Below are 17,525 nucleotides of genomic sequence, written 5' to 3' on the forward strand. Positions count from 1 at the left end.
CACGGGCCCCGTACCCGGTACCGCGAGGGCTACGCCGGACTCAGCCCGCGACCTGCTCGGCGAGCGCGTTCAGGGAGTCCTCCAGCTGGTTCTCGCTGACCAGGGGGAACGACACCTTGGCCAGCAGGGCCTTGTCGGTGACCTTGGCCCAGTCGTAGGTGAGCCGGACCAGCGTGGAGCCGGCGTCCTGGGCCTCGAGCTCCCACTTCCACTCCCAGCCGGGCGGGGGCGTGTCGGCGGGGGCCGTCTGCCAGACCAGCAGGTGGTTCTCGCGGTAGCCGGTGACGGTGTTGTCCGTCTGGTACTCCCCGCCCATGTGCTCGCCCACCATGTTCATCCGGAACACCTGCCCGGTGGCGGTGATCCGGTCCGTCTTCTCGTCGCTGCGGACGAAGCCGGAGCCGTCGAGGGCGGCGTGGTGCTCGGGGTTGGACAGCACCTCGAACAGGTCCTTGGCGGGGGCGTCGATGGTGCGGCTGACGGTCACGTGCGTGTCTGTCGTGGTCATGGTGTGGGTGTCCCCAGCCGGGCCGGGGTTCATGCGCCCTGCAGGTCAGAGGCCCTGCAGCTCGCGGGCCGCCTCGCCGATGACGGCGCTGTAGGTGGGGTAGGCGAACTCGACCGTGGCCAGCGTGGACACGTCGACGCCGGCGGCCATGGCCGTGGTGACGGCCTGGATGACCTCCACGGCGGACTCGCCCACCGCGTGCGCCCCCAGGACGACCTCGCGCCGGCGGTCGGCGACGAGCTTGAGGAACCCCTCGGCCCGGCCGTCGATGATCGGCCGCTCCATGGCCGCGTACTGCACCGTCGCCACGACCACCTGGGGGTCGCGCTCGCGGGCCTGCTCCTCGGTGAGGCCCACCCCGGCGTAGTCGGGGTCGGTGAACCCGCCCGACGGCATCAGGTGGTGGGTGCTGCGCCGGGTGGCGCCCAGCACGGCGTGCTTGGCGGCGGCCTCGGCCTCGACGTGCGCGGCCTGGACCAGCATGGCCTGCTGGTTGGCGTCGCCCGCGGCGTAGACGTGCGGGACGTTGGTGCGCAGGTAGTCGTCCACGGGGACGGCGGGGCCCTCGGTCTGGACGCCCGCGGCCGCCAGGCCCAGGCCCTCGACGGCGGCGGGCCAGCCCGTGCTCATGATGACCGCGTCGAAGGTCTCGTGGTGCTCGCCGTCGGCCTCGACCCAGCCCAGGTCGATCGCGCCGTCGTCGGTGCGCGCCAGCCCGGTCACCGTCTCGATGCCCGTGCGGACCGTGACGCCGTCGGACACGAACGCCTCGTGCACGACGCGTGCGACGTCGACGTCGGCCGACATGAGGATGCGGGGCGCGACCTCCAGCAGGGTCACGCGGGAGCCGAAGGCCGAGAAGTTGGTCACCAGCTGGGCGCCGGTGTTCCCCGCCCCGATCACGGCCAGGCGCGCGGGCACGTCCGGGAGGTCGAGCACCTGCTCCGGCACGTGGGCCAGCTCCGCGCCGGGCACGGGCAGCCGCCGCGACCGGCCCCCGACGGCCAGGATCACCGTGTCCCCGCGCAGCCGGCGGCCCGAGTCGGCCAGCTCGACGGTGTGCGGGTCGACGAAGCGGGCGGGCCCTTCGACGAACAGGTCGACCCCGAGCCGCTCGAGCCGACCCGGGTCGTCCTTGGCCGCCTTGACGTCGTCGATCACCGAACGGACCTGCGCCACCGTGCGGGCCCAGTCGACCACCGGCTCGTCCACGCCGATGCCGTAGGCCGACGAGCTGCGCACCTCGCGCAGGAACCGCGCGGTCTTGGCCAGCACCCGGGTGGGCACGCACCCGGTGTTGACGCAGGTCCCACCGGTGTGGCGGGCCTCGGCCACGGCGACCCGCGCGCCGAGCTCGGCCGCCCGCACGGCCGCGGCCGTCCCGGCCGGACCGGCGCCGATCACCAGCACGTCGTACGTGCCACCTTCGTCCTCCGGGCCGTCCTGCGGGCCGTCCTGCGGGCGTTCGTCGCGCGGTTCCGGCACCGGGGCCTCCGTCGTCCTGGGGGTGGGGCCACCAGTCTGGTCGACCCCCACCGCCTCAGCGCACCCGGGCCTCAGCGCACCCGGGCCTCGGCGCGCTCCCGCAGCACGGCACCCAGGCTGGGGGCCGGTGCCACGTCGTGCGTCAGGTCGACGACGGTCCCCGGGTCCCGGTCGTGGCGGGGACGGGTGGGCCGCACCCGCAGGCCCGGCAGGTCGACCGGGGCCCGCCGCACGAGCTCGCGCAGCGGCTCGGCCAGCTCCACCGCCCGGTCCACGCGGACCGTGGCCCGGCAGCGACGACGGACGTCACCGGGGACGGTGCCGACGTGGACCCGGGGGTCCTGCCCCAGCGGCCCGGCCGGCCGGGCGACGTGGCCCTCGCGCAGCCACACGCCGGCGTCGGTGCCCGCCAGCAGGGACGCCACGCACAGCAGCGCCTGCTCGTCCGTCCAGCCGCGGTCGTCGACCTCGACGACGACCTGCGGGTACTCCCACACCAGGCCGGCAGGCCGGGTCGCCTCGGAGGGGAGCAGCCGCGCCAGGGCCACCGCCTGCGCGTTCTGCACCGCGACCCGGTCCACCTCGCGGCCGGCGAAGTCGGGGCCGTCGTGCCAGGCCACCGCCTCGCGGACGTGGCGCATGCGGGCCCCGGCCAGCCAGCAGCGGTTGACGACCTCCCAGTCCTCGCCGCCGTAGCCGACGAACCGCTCGTCCCAGCCGCCGGCTCGCTCCAGCAGGTCGCGGTGCACGCTGAGCACGGCGCCGATGACGTAGCGGTAGGACTCGTCGTCGGCGGCCCGCAGGTCGTCGGTCCAGCGGTAGCCGTCGATCAGCCAGGCCGGCTCGGGCAGCTCCTGCGGCCCGTCGCGACGGCCCGCGAAGAAGTCGAGCAGCTCCTCGGGCCCCCACCCCTGCAGCTCGGCGTGGCGGCGGCGGCCGACCACGAGGCAGTCCGGCGTCCGCTCCGCCTCCGCCAGCACCGCGGCCAGGTACCCCGGCTCGGGCACCGTGTCGGCGTCGAGGTAGCAGAGCAGACCGCCCGTGGTGGCCCGGGTGCCGAGGTTGCGGGCCGCGGCGGCCCGGAACCCGCGGTCGGGCTGGGTGACCACGCCGACGCGGAACGGCTGCTCCCCCACCTGCGGCAGCACGGGCGAGCCGTCGTCGGCGACGACGACCTCGAACCGCTCCGGCGGCAGCGTCTGGGCGCGCAGCGCCGCCAGCACCAGCGCCAACGAGGCGGGCTGGTCGTAGTGCGCGACCACCACGGAGACGTCCGGGCCGTTCACGCGGCGACCTCGCCGAACGTGGCGGCCGCCGCCGCGGCCGGTTCGTGCCCCGCCCGCCCCGGGACGCAGCGGGTGCTGGCCGGGTCGGTCAGGGCGGCCAGCAGACCGGCGGCCAGGGCCTCGGCGGTGTCGTCGACCAGCAGCAGGGCCCCGGGGGCACGTGCGGCGACCTCCTCGGTGTAGCGGTTGCGGGTGACCACCGGCCGGCGCCCGGCCGCCCCCCACTGCACCAGCGAGGCGGACGCGGAGACGTGACGCGGGGCGAACACCGGCACGGTCACCCGACGCAGCAGCCCGGGCAGCCGGGCGTCGTCGACCCAGCCGTCCACGACGACCCGCCGTCCCATCGCCGCGCCGCGCTCGTGCAGCCGCCGGACCACGTCGTCGTGCCCGGGTGAGGCCCCGCCCAGGACGCGCAGCCCGACGTCGCCGGGCAGCGCGGACAGGGCCTCGAGCACCTCGGCGTGGCCCTTGCCGGGGTACACGAACCCCAGGACGGCCACCTCGCGGGACGCGGGCGCCGGCCCCGACCGGTCGGGGCCGGTGGGCTCGGGCTCGGCCACGGGATCGGGCTCCGCCACGGGATCGGGCTCCGCCATGTCGGCGTCGGGCGCGGCGAGCGGGACCACCGAGACCTCGGGCCGCCGGCCACCGTGCGGCGAGGCCTCGGCCAGCAGCCGGACCAGCAGACGTCGTTCGTGCTCGCTGCTGACCACGACCCGGGACGCCACGGCGGCGATCCCGGCGTAGCAGGCGCGCCGCCGGGCCCACGGGGCGCCGTCGGAGGCCTGCGGCACGTCGTGCAGGGTCACCGACAGCGCGCGTCCGGCCGCCAGCGCGCGCAGCGCCGCCAGGGCCTGCTCGGGGGAGCCGCCGAACAGGTGGTCGGTGACGTGGGTGTGCACGGGCGCACCGACCGGCAGCCGCCCCAGCAGGTCGGGCAGGTCGTCGGGGCCGAGCCGGTGGGGCACGCGGACCACCCGCCCGGCGGGGACGGGGTGCGCGGCCAGCAGCAGCTCGGCGTACCGGGTGACGCCGTGCCGGGGCGGCCCGACCACCAGGTGGTGCAGCGGGGCGGTCACAGGCCGAGCACCTCCATGGTCGCGCCGTGCCGCCGCAGCCCGGCCCGGACGACGTCCGGGTGGCGGCCGTACCAGGACAGCTGCTCGCCGACGACCGTCTCGTCCGGGACGGGCACACCGTCCACCGACCAGTCCGCGCGGGCCCGGCCCGGGTCCAGGCCGAGCGCGTCCAGCACGTCGGCGTCCAGCGGCGACAGCACGGAGCGCAGCAGCGTGCGGCCGGGGTCGATCGCCTCGTGGTCGTCGTCCAGCTCGTCCAGGACCCGACGGGCCAGTCCCAGCAGGACGGGGTTGCCCGGGTGGTTGAGGGTGTGCGACGCCTCGGCCCCGGCCGCCTCGAGCAGGTCGTCGACCGCGATGGTGCCGTGCTCCCGCTGCCGCCGGGCCAGCTCGGCCTGCGAGCGGCGGGCCACCTCGCGGACGCCGTCGGCCTGCACCGCGGGGCGCCCGGCCGGGGCGGCGGCGGTGCGCGAGCCGTCGATGCTGGCGGCCAGGGCCAGCGTGCGCAGGTCGTGGTAGGGCACGACGGGCGGCTCACCGGCGGCGGGGACGCGCACCAGCGCCTGGAACGGGTGCAGCCGGCTGTCGCGGACCACGGGGAACATCACCAGGCGGGCCCGCGGGGCGGCGGAGCGCACGTCGGCGGTGCCGAGCGGCAGGTCGTGGTACCCCGTGCTCACCGGCTGGCTGAGCAGCACGTCGCAGCGGGCGAGCAGTCGTTGCAGCGGCTCGACGTCGGCGGCGGTGAGCTCGTGGACCGCCGGGACCCGGACGGTCCGGAACCGGTCGGTGCTGCCGGCCAGCACCACCCGCAGCGCCTCGGCCTGGCAGTTGCCGTGCACCACGAGCAGGGGTGCGGCGTCGTCGTCCGGCTGCGGTCCCACGCCGTAGAAGTCGCGGAAGTGCCAGGTCCGACCGTCGATGCCGGGGGGCGGCCCCGCCTCCGGCCCCGGGTCGCCCGCCGGGGCGTCGGACGCGGTCACAGCCGGTCGCCCGCTGCGACCAGCCGGTGGACGCGGTCGTGCTCGACGACGCCGCGGGTGCGCCCGCTCAGCCGTTCCGACGCCACGCTGCTGCGGCGCGGTCCGGCCGCCACGGCGCGCCGCAGGGCGTCCACCAGCGAGGCGCGGTCGGGCCCGGACGGTCCCGAGCGGAAGGTGTGCACGGGCTGCTGCTCCGACCAGCGACCGCTCTCGGGGGCGACGACGGGGGTGCCCACGTCGTAGCAGCTCTCGACCCAGCCGCTGTGGGTGCCCCAGCGGTAGGGCAGCACCAGCGCGGACAGCGACGACAGCTCGTCCCACAGCGCCGGCTCCGGCAGGCGCCCGCCCACCCGCAGGTCGACCCGGCCGGCCCGGGAGGGGCGGTGCAGCTCGCGCACGAGCTCGCGGTCGGGCCGGGGGAACCCCGCGGCCAGCACCTCCTCGCGCAGGTGGACCCGCAGCGTCGCCGTCGGCAGCTCGGTCACGGCGTCCAGCAGGGCCAGCACGACCCGGCGGTCCGTGCTGGGCCGGAGCAGCCCCAGGTGCAGCCCGACGACCGGGGCACCGCGCGTCCCGGGCCGTACCCGGGCCATGACCTCGGCCGGAGCCAGGTGGGGGTGCGGCACCACGGTGGCGACCCGTCCCCACCGGCGCCGGATCTCCTCGGCCGCCCCCGGGGTCAGGGTGAGGACGGCCGCGGCGTGCTCGGCCAGCACCGCGAGCTGCTGCTCGTGCAGCGCCTGGTCGACCAGGTGCGGGTTGGTCAGGTCGTGGGCGGTCCACACCAGTGCGCGGCCCGCCTCGGCCAGCGCCGCCACGAGCGCCGTCAGCTCGGCCACGCTCAGCCGCTCGAACCCGAAGTGCACGTGCAGCACGTCGAACTCGGCGGCGTGCGCGCGGACCCACTGCGGACCGTCCTCCCAGCTGAACCGGGGCAGCCGCCCGGCCGGGCCGGACGGGACGCCCGGGACCGCCGTGGCGCCGGGGACCGCCGGGGCGGGACGCACGGAGACGTCCTCGGGCAGCCGGGACACGTGCTCGACGTAGGCGTGCGCGTCCGGCACGTGCACCACGCGCGGGCGGGGGCGCTCCCCCGGGGCGGACCGGGTCACCGGGTGGCCCCGCTGCTCACAGGCACCTCGGGACGACGGGCCACCGCGCTCGCGCCGGGCGTCACGGTCGCGCCGGGAGTGACGGCTCGCAGCGTGCGCAGCAGCAGCGCGGCCGCGCGCTCGGCCCCGTGGCCGTCGGACCAGCGCGCCCAGCGTCCGGGCGCCGTCGGGGACCCGGCGGCCAGCCGCGTCAGCAGCCCCGCCCACTCCGGCGGCGATGGCCAGGTGGTGGCGACCTCGGCGCAGCCGAGCCGGGCCAGCAGCCGGGCGAGCTCGTGCTGCTCGTCGAAGGGGCGCGGCTGGGGCAGGGCCAGGAACGGCCGGCCGGCGGCCGCCACCTCCGCGACCAGCCCTCCCCCGCTCGGCCCCACCACGACGGAGGCGTGCTGGAGCAGGCCGCGCACGTCGGGCAGGGTGCCGTGCTCGACCACCCGGCCCGTCCCGGCCGCCGGTCCGGCCGCCGGGCCCAGGTCCCCCGCCACGTGCCAGCACCAACCCGGCGTCGCCGCGGCGGCCGCCGCCACCTGCCCGCGGTCGATGCGGTGCCCACCGGCACCCAGCACCAGCGCCACGCAGGGGCCGTCGTGGTCGCAGGCGGGGCCGACGGCGGCACCGGTGGCGGCGTCGTCGCGCGAGAACGCCCCCGTCCACGCCGTGCGCTCCGACCGCGCGCCCGACACCCCGGCCGCCTCGGGCCACGGCGCCAGCAGCGTCGCGGCCGTGTCGTAGCCGAGCCGGTGGGCGGTGTCGTCCCGCACCCCGGGCTGCACGACGGCCACCGTCGCGACCCCGAGCAGGCGGGCCAGCAGCAGCATCTCGACCGACACGTCCACCACCAGCAGCCGGCAGCCGGTGTCGCGCACCCACTGCGCCACGGCCTGGGCGCGGCCCAGCATCCCGGCCTCACCCAGGGGCGCCCAGTGCAGGGCGCCGCCGGCGGTGGGGTCGACGGCCGCGGCCCCGGGGCGGCCCGTGGCGTCGGTGGGCAGCGGCAGCCAGGCCACGCCGTCGGCGGGCACCCCGCTGCCCATGCCCACCACGGGCACCGGCAGGTGCGGCGCCACGGCCTCGAGCCGACGACGGTGACCCGAGCCGTGGTCGTGGACGTACCAGCCGATCACGCGGCGGCCCCGGCGTACAGCTGCAGGTAGCGCTCGGCCATCGACCGGGCGCTGAGCTGCTGCAGCGCCCGGGCCCGGACCGCTCCCCGGTCCATGGCCTGCGCGGCCACGACGGCACGGGCCAGGTCGTCCACGTCACCGGGACGCGCCAGCACCCCGCCGCCGCCGCCCACGACCTCGCCGACCCCGCCGCGGTCGAACGCGGCCACCGGGGTGCCGCAGAGCATCGCCTCCGCCGCGACCAGCCCGAACGGCTCGTCCCAGCAGGGGGTGACGAGCACGCAGGACGCCGAGCCGACCAGGCGGGCCAGGGCCGTGCTGTCCAGGTGGCCGGCGTAGACCACGTCCTCGGACAGCCACGGCGCGACCTCGGTCTCGAAGTAGCCGTGGTCGTGCACCGGGCCGGCCAGCACGATCCGCCGACCGAGCCGGGCCGCCGCCGCCACGGCCAGGTGCGGGGCCTTCTCGGGCACGATCCGCCCGGACCAGACCAGGTCGCCGCCCCCGGCCCCGGCGGGCCAGAGGACCGGGTCGAGCCCGTTGGGCACCACCTCGACGTCGCCCAGCACGCCGGACCAGCGGTCGGCCACGTCACGCGACACGGCCACGAACCGCGAGCAGCCGCCGCTGTCCAGCGCCCCGGCCTCCTGCCACGGGTTGGGCGGCGTGTGCAGCGTGGTCACCATGGGCGTCGGCAGCAGCCCCGCCATCGCCAGCGGCAGGTAGTGCAGGCTGTTGTTGTGGACCAGGTCGAGCCGGTCCACGTCGCGCAGCAGCCGCGACACGGTCTGCTGCATGCAGCGGTGCTCCCACAGGAAGTGCTCGGGCGGGGCGGCGATGTCGGCGCGGGCGGCCTGCGAGATCTCGGGCGGGGCGAAGACGGGCACGACCTTGGCCACGCCGCGGTCGCTGTCCCCGTGGGCGTAGAGCACGACGTGGTGCCCGGCCGCGGTGAACGCGCGGGCCAGGGACCAGGTGTGCGCCTCGAGCCCGCCGGCGAACGGCTGGGCGATCGGGAACCGGACCGGGGCGATGATGCCGATCCGCAGCCGGCGACCGGTGGGGTCGACCGTCGTGGTGTCGGCCCCCCCGGCGGGCGGCCGGACCCGTCGCGCGGTGGCGAGGTGGTCCAGCACGGCGTCAGCCATCCGAGCTCCGTCCTGACGGCCCGGTCGACGGGCGCACGATCCGCCGGACCGGGGAAGCCGGGAGGCGGGCCACGAAGGCGTGGCAGAGGGGGGGTACCCCGATTCGACCCGCCCTAACGGGGCGCAGGCGGGGGGGGCCTGGTGTGCTCTGATGACCCGGTGCAGGCGGACGCGGACCAGCAGGTGACCGGGCCGGACGGCACGGTGCCGAACGACGTGCCGACCGGTGAGCCGAGCGACGTGCCGACCGGCGGGCCGACCGGCGTGCCGGCCGGCGCGCCGACCACGGTTGTGACCATCGTCCGGGGCCGCCTGGACCACCTCCGGCGCCAGGCCTGGGGCCTGGCCCGGCAGCAGGACACCGCGTTCGGCTGGGTCGTGGTCCGCATGGGTGGTCCCGACGTGCGGGAGGCGGCCGGCCAGGACGGCCTGACCCCGGTCGTCGTCGACCTGCCCGTGCCCGACGGCGAGCCCCTCCCGCTCGCGGCGGCGCGCAACGCGGGCGTCGCGGCGGCCGCCGCCGGCGGGACCGTGGTCCTGCTGGACGTGGACGTCGTGCCCGCGCCCGACCTGGTCGGCACCTACGTCGACGCCGTGCGGCGGACCGGTGGTGTGGTCGCGGGCCCGGTCGGCTACCTGCCGCCCGACGTGCCGACGACCCGGGCCGACCTGGCCGGGCTGGCCGGGCACGCCGAGCCGCACCCGGCGCGGCCCGTGCCGGCCCCGGGCGAGCTGCTGGCCGAGGACCGCTGGGAGCTGCTGTGGACGTTGTCCCTGGCCGCCCCGGTCGACCTGGTGCGCGCGGTCGGTGGGTTCGACGAGCGCTACGTCGGCTACGGCGGCGAGGACACCGACTTCGCCATGCGGCTGCGGCGGGCGGGGGCGTCGCTGCACTGGGTGGGCGGGGCCATGGGCTACCACCAGCACCACGCCGAGGTCGGACGCCGGGACAAGGTGCCCGACGTGGTCCGCAACGCCACGCTGTTCCACCGGACCTGGGGGTGGTGGCCCATGGCGGGCTGGCTGGCCGACCTGGCCGCGGAGGGCGTGGTCGAGTGGCAGCCGGACGGCGACGTCCTGCGGCTGCGCTGAGCCGTGGGCCCGGCGGGGCCGCCGCTCAGTCCGGTGCGTCCGGTCCGTCCGGAGCGTCCAGGTCCAGCCGCACCAGCCAGCGCCGCAGCCCCGCGCTGCGCGCGTCGGTCAGGGTGACCCGCCGGAAGCCCGCGCCCTCGAACAGCGAAGTCGTCCCCACGTAGGCCAGCGACCCGCTGATGCGGCCGCCCTCCGGGTCCACCGGGTACCCCTCCAGGGTCGTGGCCCCGTGCCGGCGCGCGTGCTCGACCGCGCCGAGCAGCAGCGCCGCAGCCACCCCGCGGCGCCGGTACCCGGGCCGCACCACGAAGCAGACGACGCTCCACACCGGCCGGTCGTCGATCACCGGGATGGTCCGGGAGCGCTGCAGGCGCCCCATCTCCGACCGCGGCCCCAGCGCGCACCAGCCGACCGGCTCGTCGTCCAGGTAGCCCAGCACCCCGGGCGCGGCCGGACGCTCGCACAGGGCCCGCAGGTGACCGGGCCGGTCCTCACCCGTCAGCGCGGCGTTCTGCGCCGACGTCGTGCGGTAGGCCAGGCACCAGCAGGCCGGGGCCTGCGGGTCGCGGGGGCCCAGCAGGGTGCGTACGTCGTCGAACCGGTCGGCGCCGGCCGGGTGGACCACGAGCCGCGCCGCCGTCTCCTCCCGGTCGCCAGGGGTTGCTGCGGGACGCGTCATGGCGGGAGCCTGCCCCGGGTGACCGACAACCAGGACCGGACCTCGACCGGACGGTACGGACGGTGATCCGCTTCCCCGCCCCGCTGCGCCCGGGCGACACCATCGGCGTGACGGCGCCCTCCAGCGGCGTGCCGGCGGCGCTGCGGCCCCGGCTCGACCTGGCCGTGGCCCACCTGCGCGAGCGGGGGTACGAGGTGCGCCTCGGAGCGTGCCTGGCCGACGGTGGCGTCGTCAGCGCCCCGGCCCGGGAGCGGGCCGACGAGCTGTCCGCGATGCTGCTCGACCCGACGGTGCGGGCCGTGGTGCCGCCCTGGGGCGGCGAGCTCGCGGTCGAGGTGCTGCCGCACCTGGACCCGGCGGCGCTGCGCGCGGCGGAGGCGACCTGGCTGGTCGGCTACTCGGACGTGTCGACGCTGACGCTGGCGCTGACCACCACCACCGGGACGGCGAGCGTCCACGCGCCCAACCTGATGGACACCCCCGACCCCGTCCCCGAGCCGCTGCTGCCCTGGCTGGACGCCGTGACGGCGCCGACGGGGTCGGTCCTGGTCCAGGGCGGGTCGACCCACCACGCCGGCGGCACGAGCCCGGACTGGGCCGACGACCCCGGCGCCCGGCCCACGCTGGACCGGCCGGGCGGCTGGTCCCTGCTGGACCCGGGCGCCGGCGAGGTCCACACCACCGGACGGCTGCTGGGCGGCTGCCTGGAGACCATCGCCCCGCTGGCCGGCACCCCGTACGGCGACGTGGCGGGCTTCGTGGCCGACCACGCCCCGGAGGGCCTGCTGCTGCACCTGGAGGCCTCGGAGAGCCACGCCCTGGACGTGGCCCGGCTGCTGTGGGGCCTGCGGCTCGCGGGCTGGTTCGACCGGGTCAACGCCGTGCTGGTCGGCCGGACCCGGGCGCCCGCAGCCGGCGGGTTCAGCCAGGCGGACGCCCTGCGCAGCGCCCTGGCCGACCTCGACCTGCCCGTCGTCCTGGACGTGGACCTCGGACACGTGCCGCCGCAGCTGTCCCTGGTCCAGGGCGCGCTGGCCGACCTGACGGTCACCGCCGGCACCCGGTCGCTCGCGCAGACGCTGGCCTGAGCCGTCCGACCCCCTCGCTACCGTCGGGCCGTGCAGCGCCAGCCCCCGGTCGTCCGGGTCAGCCACGACCCCGAGCGGCCGCTGGACCCCGCACGCTGGCCCATGACGGTGCCTGCGGTGGCCCGGCTCGTGGCCGACGGCCTCGACCTGGCTCCCGGGGTCACGTTCCTGGTGGGCGAGAACGGCTCGGGCAAGTCGACGCTGGTGGAGGCCGTGGCGGTCGCCTACGGCATGTCGCCCGAGGGCGGGTCCACCCAGGCCGTGCACTCGACCCGGCCGAGCGAGTCACCGCTGGCCGGCGCCCTGCGGCTGCAGCGGGGCGTCGGCTCGGCCCGATGGGGCTTCTTCCTGCGGGCCGAGACCATGCACGGCTGGTACACGTTCCTCGAGCAGCACCCCACCGGGGGCCGCCGGCTGGAGCCCGTGCTCCACGAGATGAGCCACGGCGAGTCGTTCCTCGAGGTGCTGGGCAGCCGCTTCGACGGGCCCGGGCTGTACTGCCTCGACGAACCGGAGGCCGCGCTGTCGTTCACCTCGACGCTGACGCTGATGGGCGTGCTGTCCGACGTGGTGCGCCAGGGCGCCCAGGTGCTGTGCGCCACCCACTCCCCCGTGCTGGCCTCGCTGCCCGGGGCGACGCTGCTGGACGTCGGCGAGTGGGGCCTGCGGGAGACCACCTGGGAGGACCTGCAGCTGGTGCAGCACTGGCGCAGCTTCCTGGCCGGGCCGGGCCGCTACCTGCGCCACCTGCTCGACGCGGAGACCGGTGAGGCCGGGGGCGCCGGGCCGGCCGGGTACACCTAGGCTCACGGGACCGGCGAGGCGGGGACCGACGAGGCAGGGGGCGGCGTGACGAGCAGGAAGATCGAGGAGCTGGCCTGGGCCGACACGGCCATGGGCGAGATCAGCCTGCGCCGCCGGACCGAGCCGACGCTGCTGGTCGACGTGTACGAGGTCAAGCTCGGCGACGAGTTCCTCATGTCCAGCCTGTTCACCGACTCCGAGGTGGCCCTGGCCCGCCTGGGCCTGGCCGCGACGCCCGACCCCGCCGCCGGCACCGGCCTCGACGTCCTGGTCGGCGGGCTGGGCCTGGGCTGGACCGCGCGCACCGTGCTGGCCGACGACCGGGTCGGTCAGCTGGTGGTCGTCGACGCCCCGGGCGAGGTCATCGACTGGCACCACCGGCACCTGCTGCCCGGCAGCGCCGAACTGACCTCCGACCCCCGGACCCGGCTGGAGCAGGGCGACTTCTTCGCCCTGGCGCGTGGCGAGGACGGGCTGGACCCGGCCCGGCCGGGTCGGGCCTTCCACGCGGTGCTGGTCGACATCGACCACACGCCGGACCACCTGCTGCACCCCAGCCACGGCGACTTCTACACCGCCGACGGCCTGCGCCGGGTGCGCGCCGGGATGCACCCCGGTGGCGTGTTCGGGCTCTGGTCCGACGACCCGCCGCACGAGGGCTTCCTGGGCGTGCTGCGGCAGGTCTTCGACGACGTCGAGGCGCACGTGGTGAGCTTCGCCAACTTCCACACCGGCGGCACGTCCGCGTGCACCGTCTACGTGGCGCGGTGAGCGAGCGCCACGTCCGGGTGGCGGTCGTCGGGGCCGGGTTCTCGGGCCTGGGGGCCGCGGCGCGGCTGGTGCGCCGCGGCGAGACGAGCCTGGTCGTGCTCGACCGGGGCCGCGAGGTCGGCGGCACCTGGCGGGACAACACCTACCCGGGCGCGGCCTGCGACATCCGCAGCGACCTGTACTCCTTCTCGTTCGCCCCCAACCCGGACTGGTCGTCGCTGTACGCGGGCCGGGCCGAGATCCAGACCTACCTGGAGCGCACGGTGGCCGACGAGGGCCTGCGGCCGTACCTGCGCCTCGGCACCGAGGTGCTCCGGGCCGACTGGGACGAGTCGGCGGCGCTGTGGCGGGTGGCCACGGACCGGGGCCCGTGGACCGCCGAGGTCCTGGTGGTGGCGGCGGGGCCCCTGGTCCAGCCGCGCTGGCCCGACCTGCCCGGGCTCGACGACTTCGCCGGTCCCCGCCTGCACTCCGCGACCTGGGACGACACCGTGCCCCTGGCCGGGCGACGCGTCGGTGTGATCGGCACGGGCGCCTCCGCCGTGCAGCTCGTCCCGCCGGTGGCCGAGCGGGCCGAGCACCTCACGGTGTTCCAGCGCAGCGCGCCGTGGGTGGTGCCGCGCCGCGACCGCCCCACCTCGCCCCGGCGGCGGCGGTGGTTCGCGCGGTGGCCGTGGCTGCAGCGGCTGTCGCGGGAGCGGGTGTTCCGACGCAACGACCTGACCCACCTCGCCCTGGCCCACCGCCGGCCGGGCCGGGCCCTGGAGCGCCTCGCCCTGGCGCACCTGCGCCGGCAGGTCGGTGACCCGGCGCTGCGGCGCGTACTCACCCCCGGCTACCGGTTGGGCTGCAAGCGGATCCTCGTCAGCGACGACTACTACCCCGCCCTGGCCCGCGCGGACGTCGACCTGGTGACGGCCCCCGTGGCCGCGGTGACCGCGACGGGCGTCACGACCGCCGACGGCGTCGAGCACCCGCTCGACGTGCTGGTGTGCAGCACGGGCTTCGACGCCACCGACCCGCCCGTGGCGCACCGGCTGCACGGGCGCGACGGTCGCACCCTGGCCGAGCACTGGGCCGGTACCGGCATGCAGGCGCTGCGCGGCACGGCGGTCGCCGGGTTCCCCAACCTGTTCTACCTGGTCGGGCCCAACACCGCGCTGGGCCACAACAGCATCGTGGCCATCATCGAGGCCCAGGTCGGCTGGCTGCTCCAGGCCCTGGACCGGGCCTCGGCCGACCTGGCGCCGGGCGAGCGGGCGGTCCTGGAGCCCACCGTCGCGGCGCAGCGGGCCTGGAGCGAGCAGGTGCAGGCCGACCTGGCGGGCTCGGTGTGGGTGGCCGGCGGCTGCACGAGCTTCTACCTGGACGACCGGGGCCGGAACACCACGCTGTGGCCGCACCGTGCGGCCGCGTTCCGCCGGGCGGTGCGCCGGTTCGACCCCGCCGAGCACCACCGTCGGGTCGTGACGGACCGGACCGCGGACCGGGAGGTCGGTCGTGCCGCCGTTCACGTTCGCTGACCGGGTCGCCCTGGTGACCGGGGCCGCAGGCGGGATCGGCGCCGCCCTGGCCCACGACCTGGCCTCGCGCGGGGCCCGGCTCGCCCTGCTCGACCGGGACGCGGTGGGGCTCGCGGCGACGGCGCGGGCGGCCCGGCTCGGTGGTTCGCCGGACGTCAGCACGCACCTGGTGGACCTGGCCGAGGGAGGGGACCTGAGCGACGTGGCGGCCGCCGTGACGGCGCACCACGGCCGGCTGGACCTGCTGGTCAACAACGCGGGCGTCGCCCTGGGGGGTCGGGTGGACCAGGTGTCGGTGGCCGACGTGGACCGGCTGCTCGCCGTCAACCTGCACGCCGTGGTGGCGCTGACCATCGCCTGCCTGCCGGCCATGCCGCCCGGCTCGCACCTGGTGTTCGTCTCCAGCGTGTTCGGCCTCGCCGCGCCGCCCGGCCAGGCCGCCTACGCGGCGAGCAAGTTCGCCGTGCGCGGCTTCGCGGAGGCGCTGCGCCACGAGCTGCGACCGACCGGCACCGGGGTCACCGTCGTCCACCCGGGCGGGGTGCGGACCGGGATCGCCCGCTCGGCGCGGATGGGCGCGGGCGTCCCGGCGGACCAGGCCGAGGCCGGGCTGGCCGAGCTGGACCGGCTGCTGCGCATGCCCCCGCACCGGGCGGCCCGGCTGGTGCTGCGGGCGGTCCACCGGCGCCGCGGCCGCGTCCTGCTCGGCCCGGAGGCCCACGCCCTGGACGCGCTGGTCCGGCTGGCGCCCCAGCGGTACTGGTCGGTCGTCGACCGGGTGACCGGCGGTCGCTTCGCCGGCGACCGCTGAGCGTCCCGGACGGGGCCGCGAGGCGTGAGGCTCAGGCGGTCTGGAACGACCGCTTCGACAGCCCGATCGCGTAGCCGTCGACCGTCGTCGTGGGGGCCGCCGTGGGGTCGGTCGCGGCGCCCAGGGTGACGAAGAGCGGGGTGAAGTGCTCCACCGTGGGGTGGGCCCAGGGCATGCCGGGAGCGCGGTCGCGGAACGAGGCGAGGGTATCGACGTCGCCCCGGCGCAGCGCGTCGGCAGCCCAGTCGTCGAAGTCCGACGACCAGCCCGGCACCTGTTCCGGGCGGGACCAGTCCAGGTAGGGCAGCCCGTGCGTCATGTACCCGGAGCCGACGACCAGCACCCCCTGCTCGCGCAGCGACCGCAGCCGCCGCCCCAGCGCCAGCAGCCGGTCGGGGTCGTGGGTGGGCATGCTCAGCTGGAGCACCGGCACGTCCGCCTCGGGGTACATGATCTTCAGCGGCACCCACGCGCCGTGGTCGAGGCCACGGCTCGGGTGCTCGTGCACGGCCTCCGCCGTCGGCAGCAGGCCGACCACCTGACGGGCCAGGTCGGTCGCCGGCGGGGTGTCGTAGCGCATCCGGTAGTAGAGCTCGGCGAAGCCGCCGAAGTCGTAGACCAGGTCCGCCGGCACGCTGCTGCTGACCATGGTCGGCGCCGACTCCCAGTGCGCGGACACCACGAGGACCGCCCGGGGCCGGGGCAGGGCGCGGGCCCAGTCGTGCAGCTCGGTCATCCAGCCGGTCATCTCGAACAGCATCGGGGCGCCGTGGCTCAGGTAGAGCGCCGGCATCGGCCCGTCCGCCGGCGTCCACGCGCGGTGCGGGGCGGCCTGCTGCGCCTGCGCGGCCCGGGCCAGGTGCGCGGCGAACGGGTGGGCGGCCGGGATAAGCGCGTCGGCGGCGGCCGTCGTGCTCGCTGGGGTGGTCGGTGCCATGTCGGGCTCCCGGTGACAGAAGGTTGTTGCTACAACTTCACCGTACCGCCATAAACTTGTGGCGACAACCTTCTGGCTGCGACCATCACCCCCGTGGACGACACCCCCTGGCTGGACGACGACGAGCTGGCCGCCTGGGTCCGGCTGGCCGCGCTGCTCGAGCTGCTGCCCGGGGCGCTCGACTCCCAGCTGCGCCGTGACGCCGGGCTCACCCACTTCGAGTACTACGCGCTGGCGATGCTGTCGGAGACCCCGGAACGCACGCTGCGGATGACGGCGCTGGCCGCGCAGACCAACGCGACGCTGCCCCGGCTGTCCCACGTGGTGCGCCGGCTCGAGGAGCGGGGGCTGGTGGAGCGTGTCCCGTGCCCCGACGACGCCCGTGCCACGAACGTGCGGCTGAGCGAGGCGGGCTGGGCGAAGGTCCGGCAGGCGGCCCCCGGTCACGTCGTCAACGTCCGGCAGCACGTCCTGGACGCCCTGAGCCCGGAGCAGGTCGGCCAGCTGGCCGCCATCGGCGACGCCGTGCTGCACCGCCTCGACCCTGACGCCCGCCTGGCCCCGCTGTACGAGCGCTACGACCGCCCTCGCGAGGCGTGAGGCTCAGGGCTGCCCTGCCGCCGCCCACTCCGCGAGCCGTCGCTCCTGCTCCGCCTCGGACACGTCCTCGACCCGGGTCATGATCGCCCAGCGGTGGCCGAACGGGTCGACGACCGACGCGAACCGGTCGCCGGTGACGAACGTCGACGGTTCCTCCCGGACCGTGGCCCCGCGCTCCACGGCTCGGGCGAAGACCGCGTCGACGTCGGCCACGTACACGCACGTCGACGAGCTGATCGGGGCCGTGGCGGGGCCGGTCGGGGCGGCGAGGCCGTACTGCTCGGACGGGTCACCGAGCTGCAGCCGGCCGACCCCGAACGCGAGCTCGGCGTGCGGCACGGTGCCGTCGGGGCCGTCCATCCGCGTCGCCACGGTGGCACCGAAGACGTCGCAGTGAAAGTCGACGGCCTCGCTCGCGGGCGAGCAGACCAGGAAGGGGGTGAGGCTGGAGTAGCCGTCAGGTCGGCCGTCGGTGGTCGTCATGTCCGACAGCGT

The 17,525-nt window shown here is 76.9% G+C and carries 18 protein-coding genes; 7 read left to right on the top strand and 11 right to left on the bottom strand.

Annotation, left to right across the window (positions count from 1 at the left end):
- Positions 1 to 40 precede the first annotated feature (40 nt).
- From SJY06_RS20075 to SJY06_RS20110, 8 genes are all read right to left on the bottom strand, one after another.
- Positions 41 to 508, bottom strand: coding sequence for an SRPBCC family protein (locus tag SJY06_RS20075; RefSeq protein WP_380169310.1), 468 nt, complete (start codon positions 506 to 508; stop codon positions 41 to 43).
- 45 nt (positions 509 to 553) lie between these two features.
- Entirely contained in the window at positions 554 to 1,993 is a 1,440-nt protein-coding gene (locus SJY06_RS20080; RefSeq protein WP_380169311.1) for a dihydrolipoyl dehydrogenase family protein, read from the bottom strand.
- Between the two features lie 71 nt (positions 1,994 to 2,064).
- Entirely contained in the window at positions 2,065 to 3,279 is a 1,215-nt protein-coding gene (locus SJY06_RS20085) for a glycosyltransferase (RefSeq protein ID WP_380169312.1), read from the bottom strand.
- Positions 3,276 to 4,361, bottom strand: a complete 1,086-nt coding sequence (locus SJY06_RS20090; RefSeq protein WP_380169313.1) for a hypothetical protein — start codon at positions 4,359 to 4,361, stop codon at positions 3,276 to 3,278. Before SJY06_RS20090 ends, SJY06_RS20085 begins: the two co-directional genes overlap by 4 nt.
- Positions 4,358 to 5,344, bottom strand: coding sequence for a WcbI family polysaccharide biosynthesis putative acetyltransferase (locus SJY06_RS20095; RefSeq protein WP_380169314.1), 987 nt, complete (start codon positions 5,342 to 5,344; stop codon positions 4,358 to 4,360). The genes SJY06_RS20090 and SJY06_RS20095 overlap by 4 nt, the downstream gene beginning before the upstream one ends.
- Positions 5,341 to 6,456, bottom strand: coding sequence for a hypothetical protein (locus SJY06_RS20100; protein WP_380169315.1), 1,116 nt, complete (start codon positions 6,454 to 6,456; stop codon positions 5,341 to 5,343). The genes SJY06_RS20095 and SJY06_RS20100 overlap by 4 nt, the downstream gene beginning before the upstream one ends.
- Positions 6,453 to 7,577 (bottom strand): hypothetical protein, encoded by a 1,125-nt coding sequence (locus tag SJY06_RS20105; protein ID WP_380169316.1) that lies wholly within the window; start codon positions 7,575 to 7,577, stop codon positions 6,453 to 6,455. Before SJY06_RS20105 ends, SJY06_RS20100 begins: the two co-directional genes overlap by 4 nt.
- On the bottom strand, positions 7,574 to 8,725 hold the full coding sequence (locus SJY06_RS20110; protein ID WP_380169317.1) for a glycosyltransferase: 1,152 nt from the start codon (positions 8,723 to 8,725) through the stop codon (positions 7,574 to 7,576). Before SJY06_RS20110 ends, SJY06_RS20105 begins: the two co-directional genes overlap by 4 nt.
- 159 nt (positions 8,726 to 8,884) lie before the next feature.
- Between SJY06_RS20110 and SJY06_RS20115 the strand changes: the two genes are divergently transcribed.
- Positions 8,885 to 9,817, top strand: a complete 933-nt coding sequence (locus SJY06_RS20115; RefSeq protein WP_380169318.1) for a galactosyltransferase-related protein — start codon at positions 8,885 to 8,887, stop codon at positions 9,815 to 9,817.
- 25 nt (positions 9,818 to 9,842) lie between these two features.
- On the opposite strand, the gene SJY06_RS20120 is transcribed toward SJY06_RS20115, so the two are convergent.
- Positions 9,843 to 10,496, bottom strand: a complete 654-nt coding sequence (locus SJY06_RS20120; RefSeq protein ID WP_380169319.1) for a GNAT family N-acetyltransferase — start codon at positions 10,494 to 10,496, stop codon at positions 9,843 to 9,845.
- A 62-nt stretch (positions 10,497 to 10,558) separates the two neighbouring features.
- Between SJY06_RS20120 and SJY06_RS20125 the strand changes: the two genes are divergently transcribed.
- From SJY06_RS20125 to SJY06_RS20145, 5 genes are read left to right on the top strand one after another with little or no spacing between them, the layout of a single operon-like run.
- On the top strand, positions 10,559 to 11,584 hold the full coding sequence (locus SJY06_RS20125; protein ID WP_380169320.1) for a S66 peptidase family protein: 1,026 nt from the start codon (positions 10,559 to 10,561) through the stop codon (positions 11,582 to 11,584).
- Positions 11,585 to 11,614: 30 nt separating this feature from the next.
- Positions 11,615 to 12,388: an AAA family ATPase gene (locus SJY06_RS20130; protein WP_380169321.1), complete on the top strand. Its 774-nt coding sequence runs from the start codon at positions 11,615 to 11,617 to the stop codon at positions 12,386 to 12,388.
- Positions 12,389 to 12,433: 45 nt separating this feature from the next.
- On the top strand, positions 12,434 to 13,159 hold the full coding sequence (locus tag SJY06_RS20135; protein ID WP_380169322.1) for a hypothetical protein: 726 nt from the start codon (positions 12,434 to 12,436) through the stop codon (positions 13,157 to 13,159).
- Positions 13,156 to 14,682, top strand: coding sequence for a flavin-containing monooxygenase (locus tag SJY06_RS20140; RefSeq protein WP_380169323.1), 1,527 nt, complete (start codon positions 13,156 to 13,158; stop codon positions 14,680 to 14,682). Before SJY06_RS20135 ends, SJY06_RS20140 begins: the two co-directional genes overlap by 4 nt.
- Complete coding sequence (locus SJY06_RS20145) at positions 14,660 to 15,493, top strand: SDR family NAD(P)-dependent oxidoreductase (protein WP_380169324.1); 834 nt, start codon at positions 14,660 to 14,662, stop codon at positions 15,491 to 15,493. The genes SJY06_RS20140 and SJY06_RS20145 overlap by 23 nt, the downstream gene beginning before the upstream one ends.
- Before the next feature lie 31 nt (positions 15,494 to 15,524).
- On the opposite strand, the gene SJY06_RS20150 is transcribed toward SJY06_RS20145, so the two are convergent.
- The gene (locus SJY06_RS20150; RefSeq protein ID WP_380169325.1) at positions 15,525 to 16,430 is read right to left on the bottom strand and encodes a dioxygenase; all 906 of its coding nucleotides are present in this window, start codon (positions 16,428 to 16,430) and stop codon (positions 15,525 to 15,527) included.
- A 93-nt stretch (positions 16,431 to 16,523) separates the two neighbouring features.
- On the opposite strand from SJY06_RS20150, the gene SJY06_RS20155 reads away from it, so the two are divergent.
- A complete protein-coding gene (locus SJY06_RS20155; RefSeq protein ID WP_380169326.1) occupies positions 16,524 to 17,030 on the top strand; it encodes a MarR family winged helix-turn-helix transcriptional regulator in 507 nt (168 codons plus the stop codon).
- A gap of 3 nt (positions 17,031 to 17,033) precedes the next feature.
- Here SJY06_RS20155 and SJY06_RS20160 read toward each other — a convergent pair whose 3' ends face one another.
- The gene (locus SJY06_RS20160) at positions 17,034 to 17,513 is read right to left on the bottom strand and encodes a VOC family protein (RefSeq protein WP_380169327.1); all 480 of its coding nucleotides are present in this window, start codon (positions 17,511 to 17,513) and stop codon (positions 17,034 to 17,036) included.
- Positions 17,514 to 17,525: the final 12 nt, after the last annotated feature.

Origin of the sequence: Jannaschia sp. R86511 (genome assembly GCF_042466345.1) — a bacterium.
Lineage (GTDB): Bacteria > Actinomycetota > Actinomycetes > Actinomycetales > JBBAYJ01 > Aquipuribacter.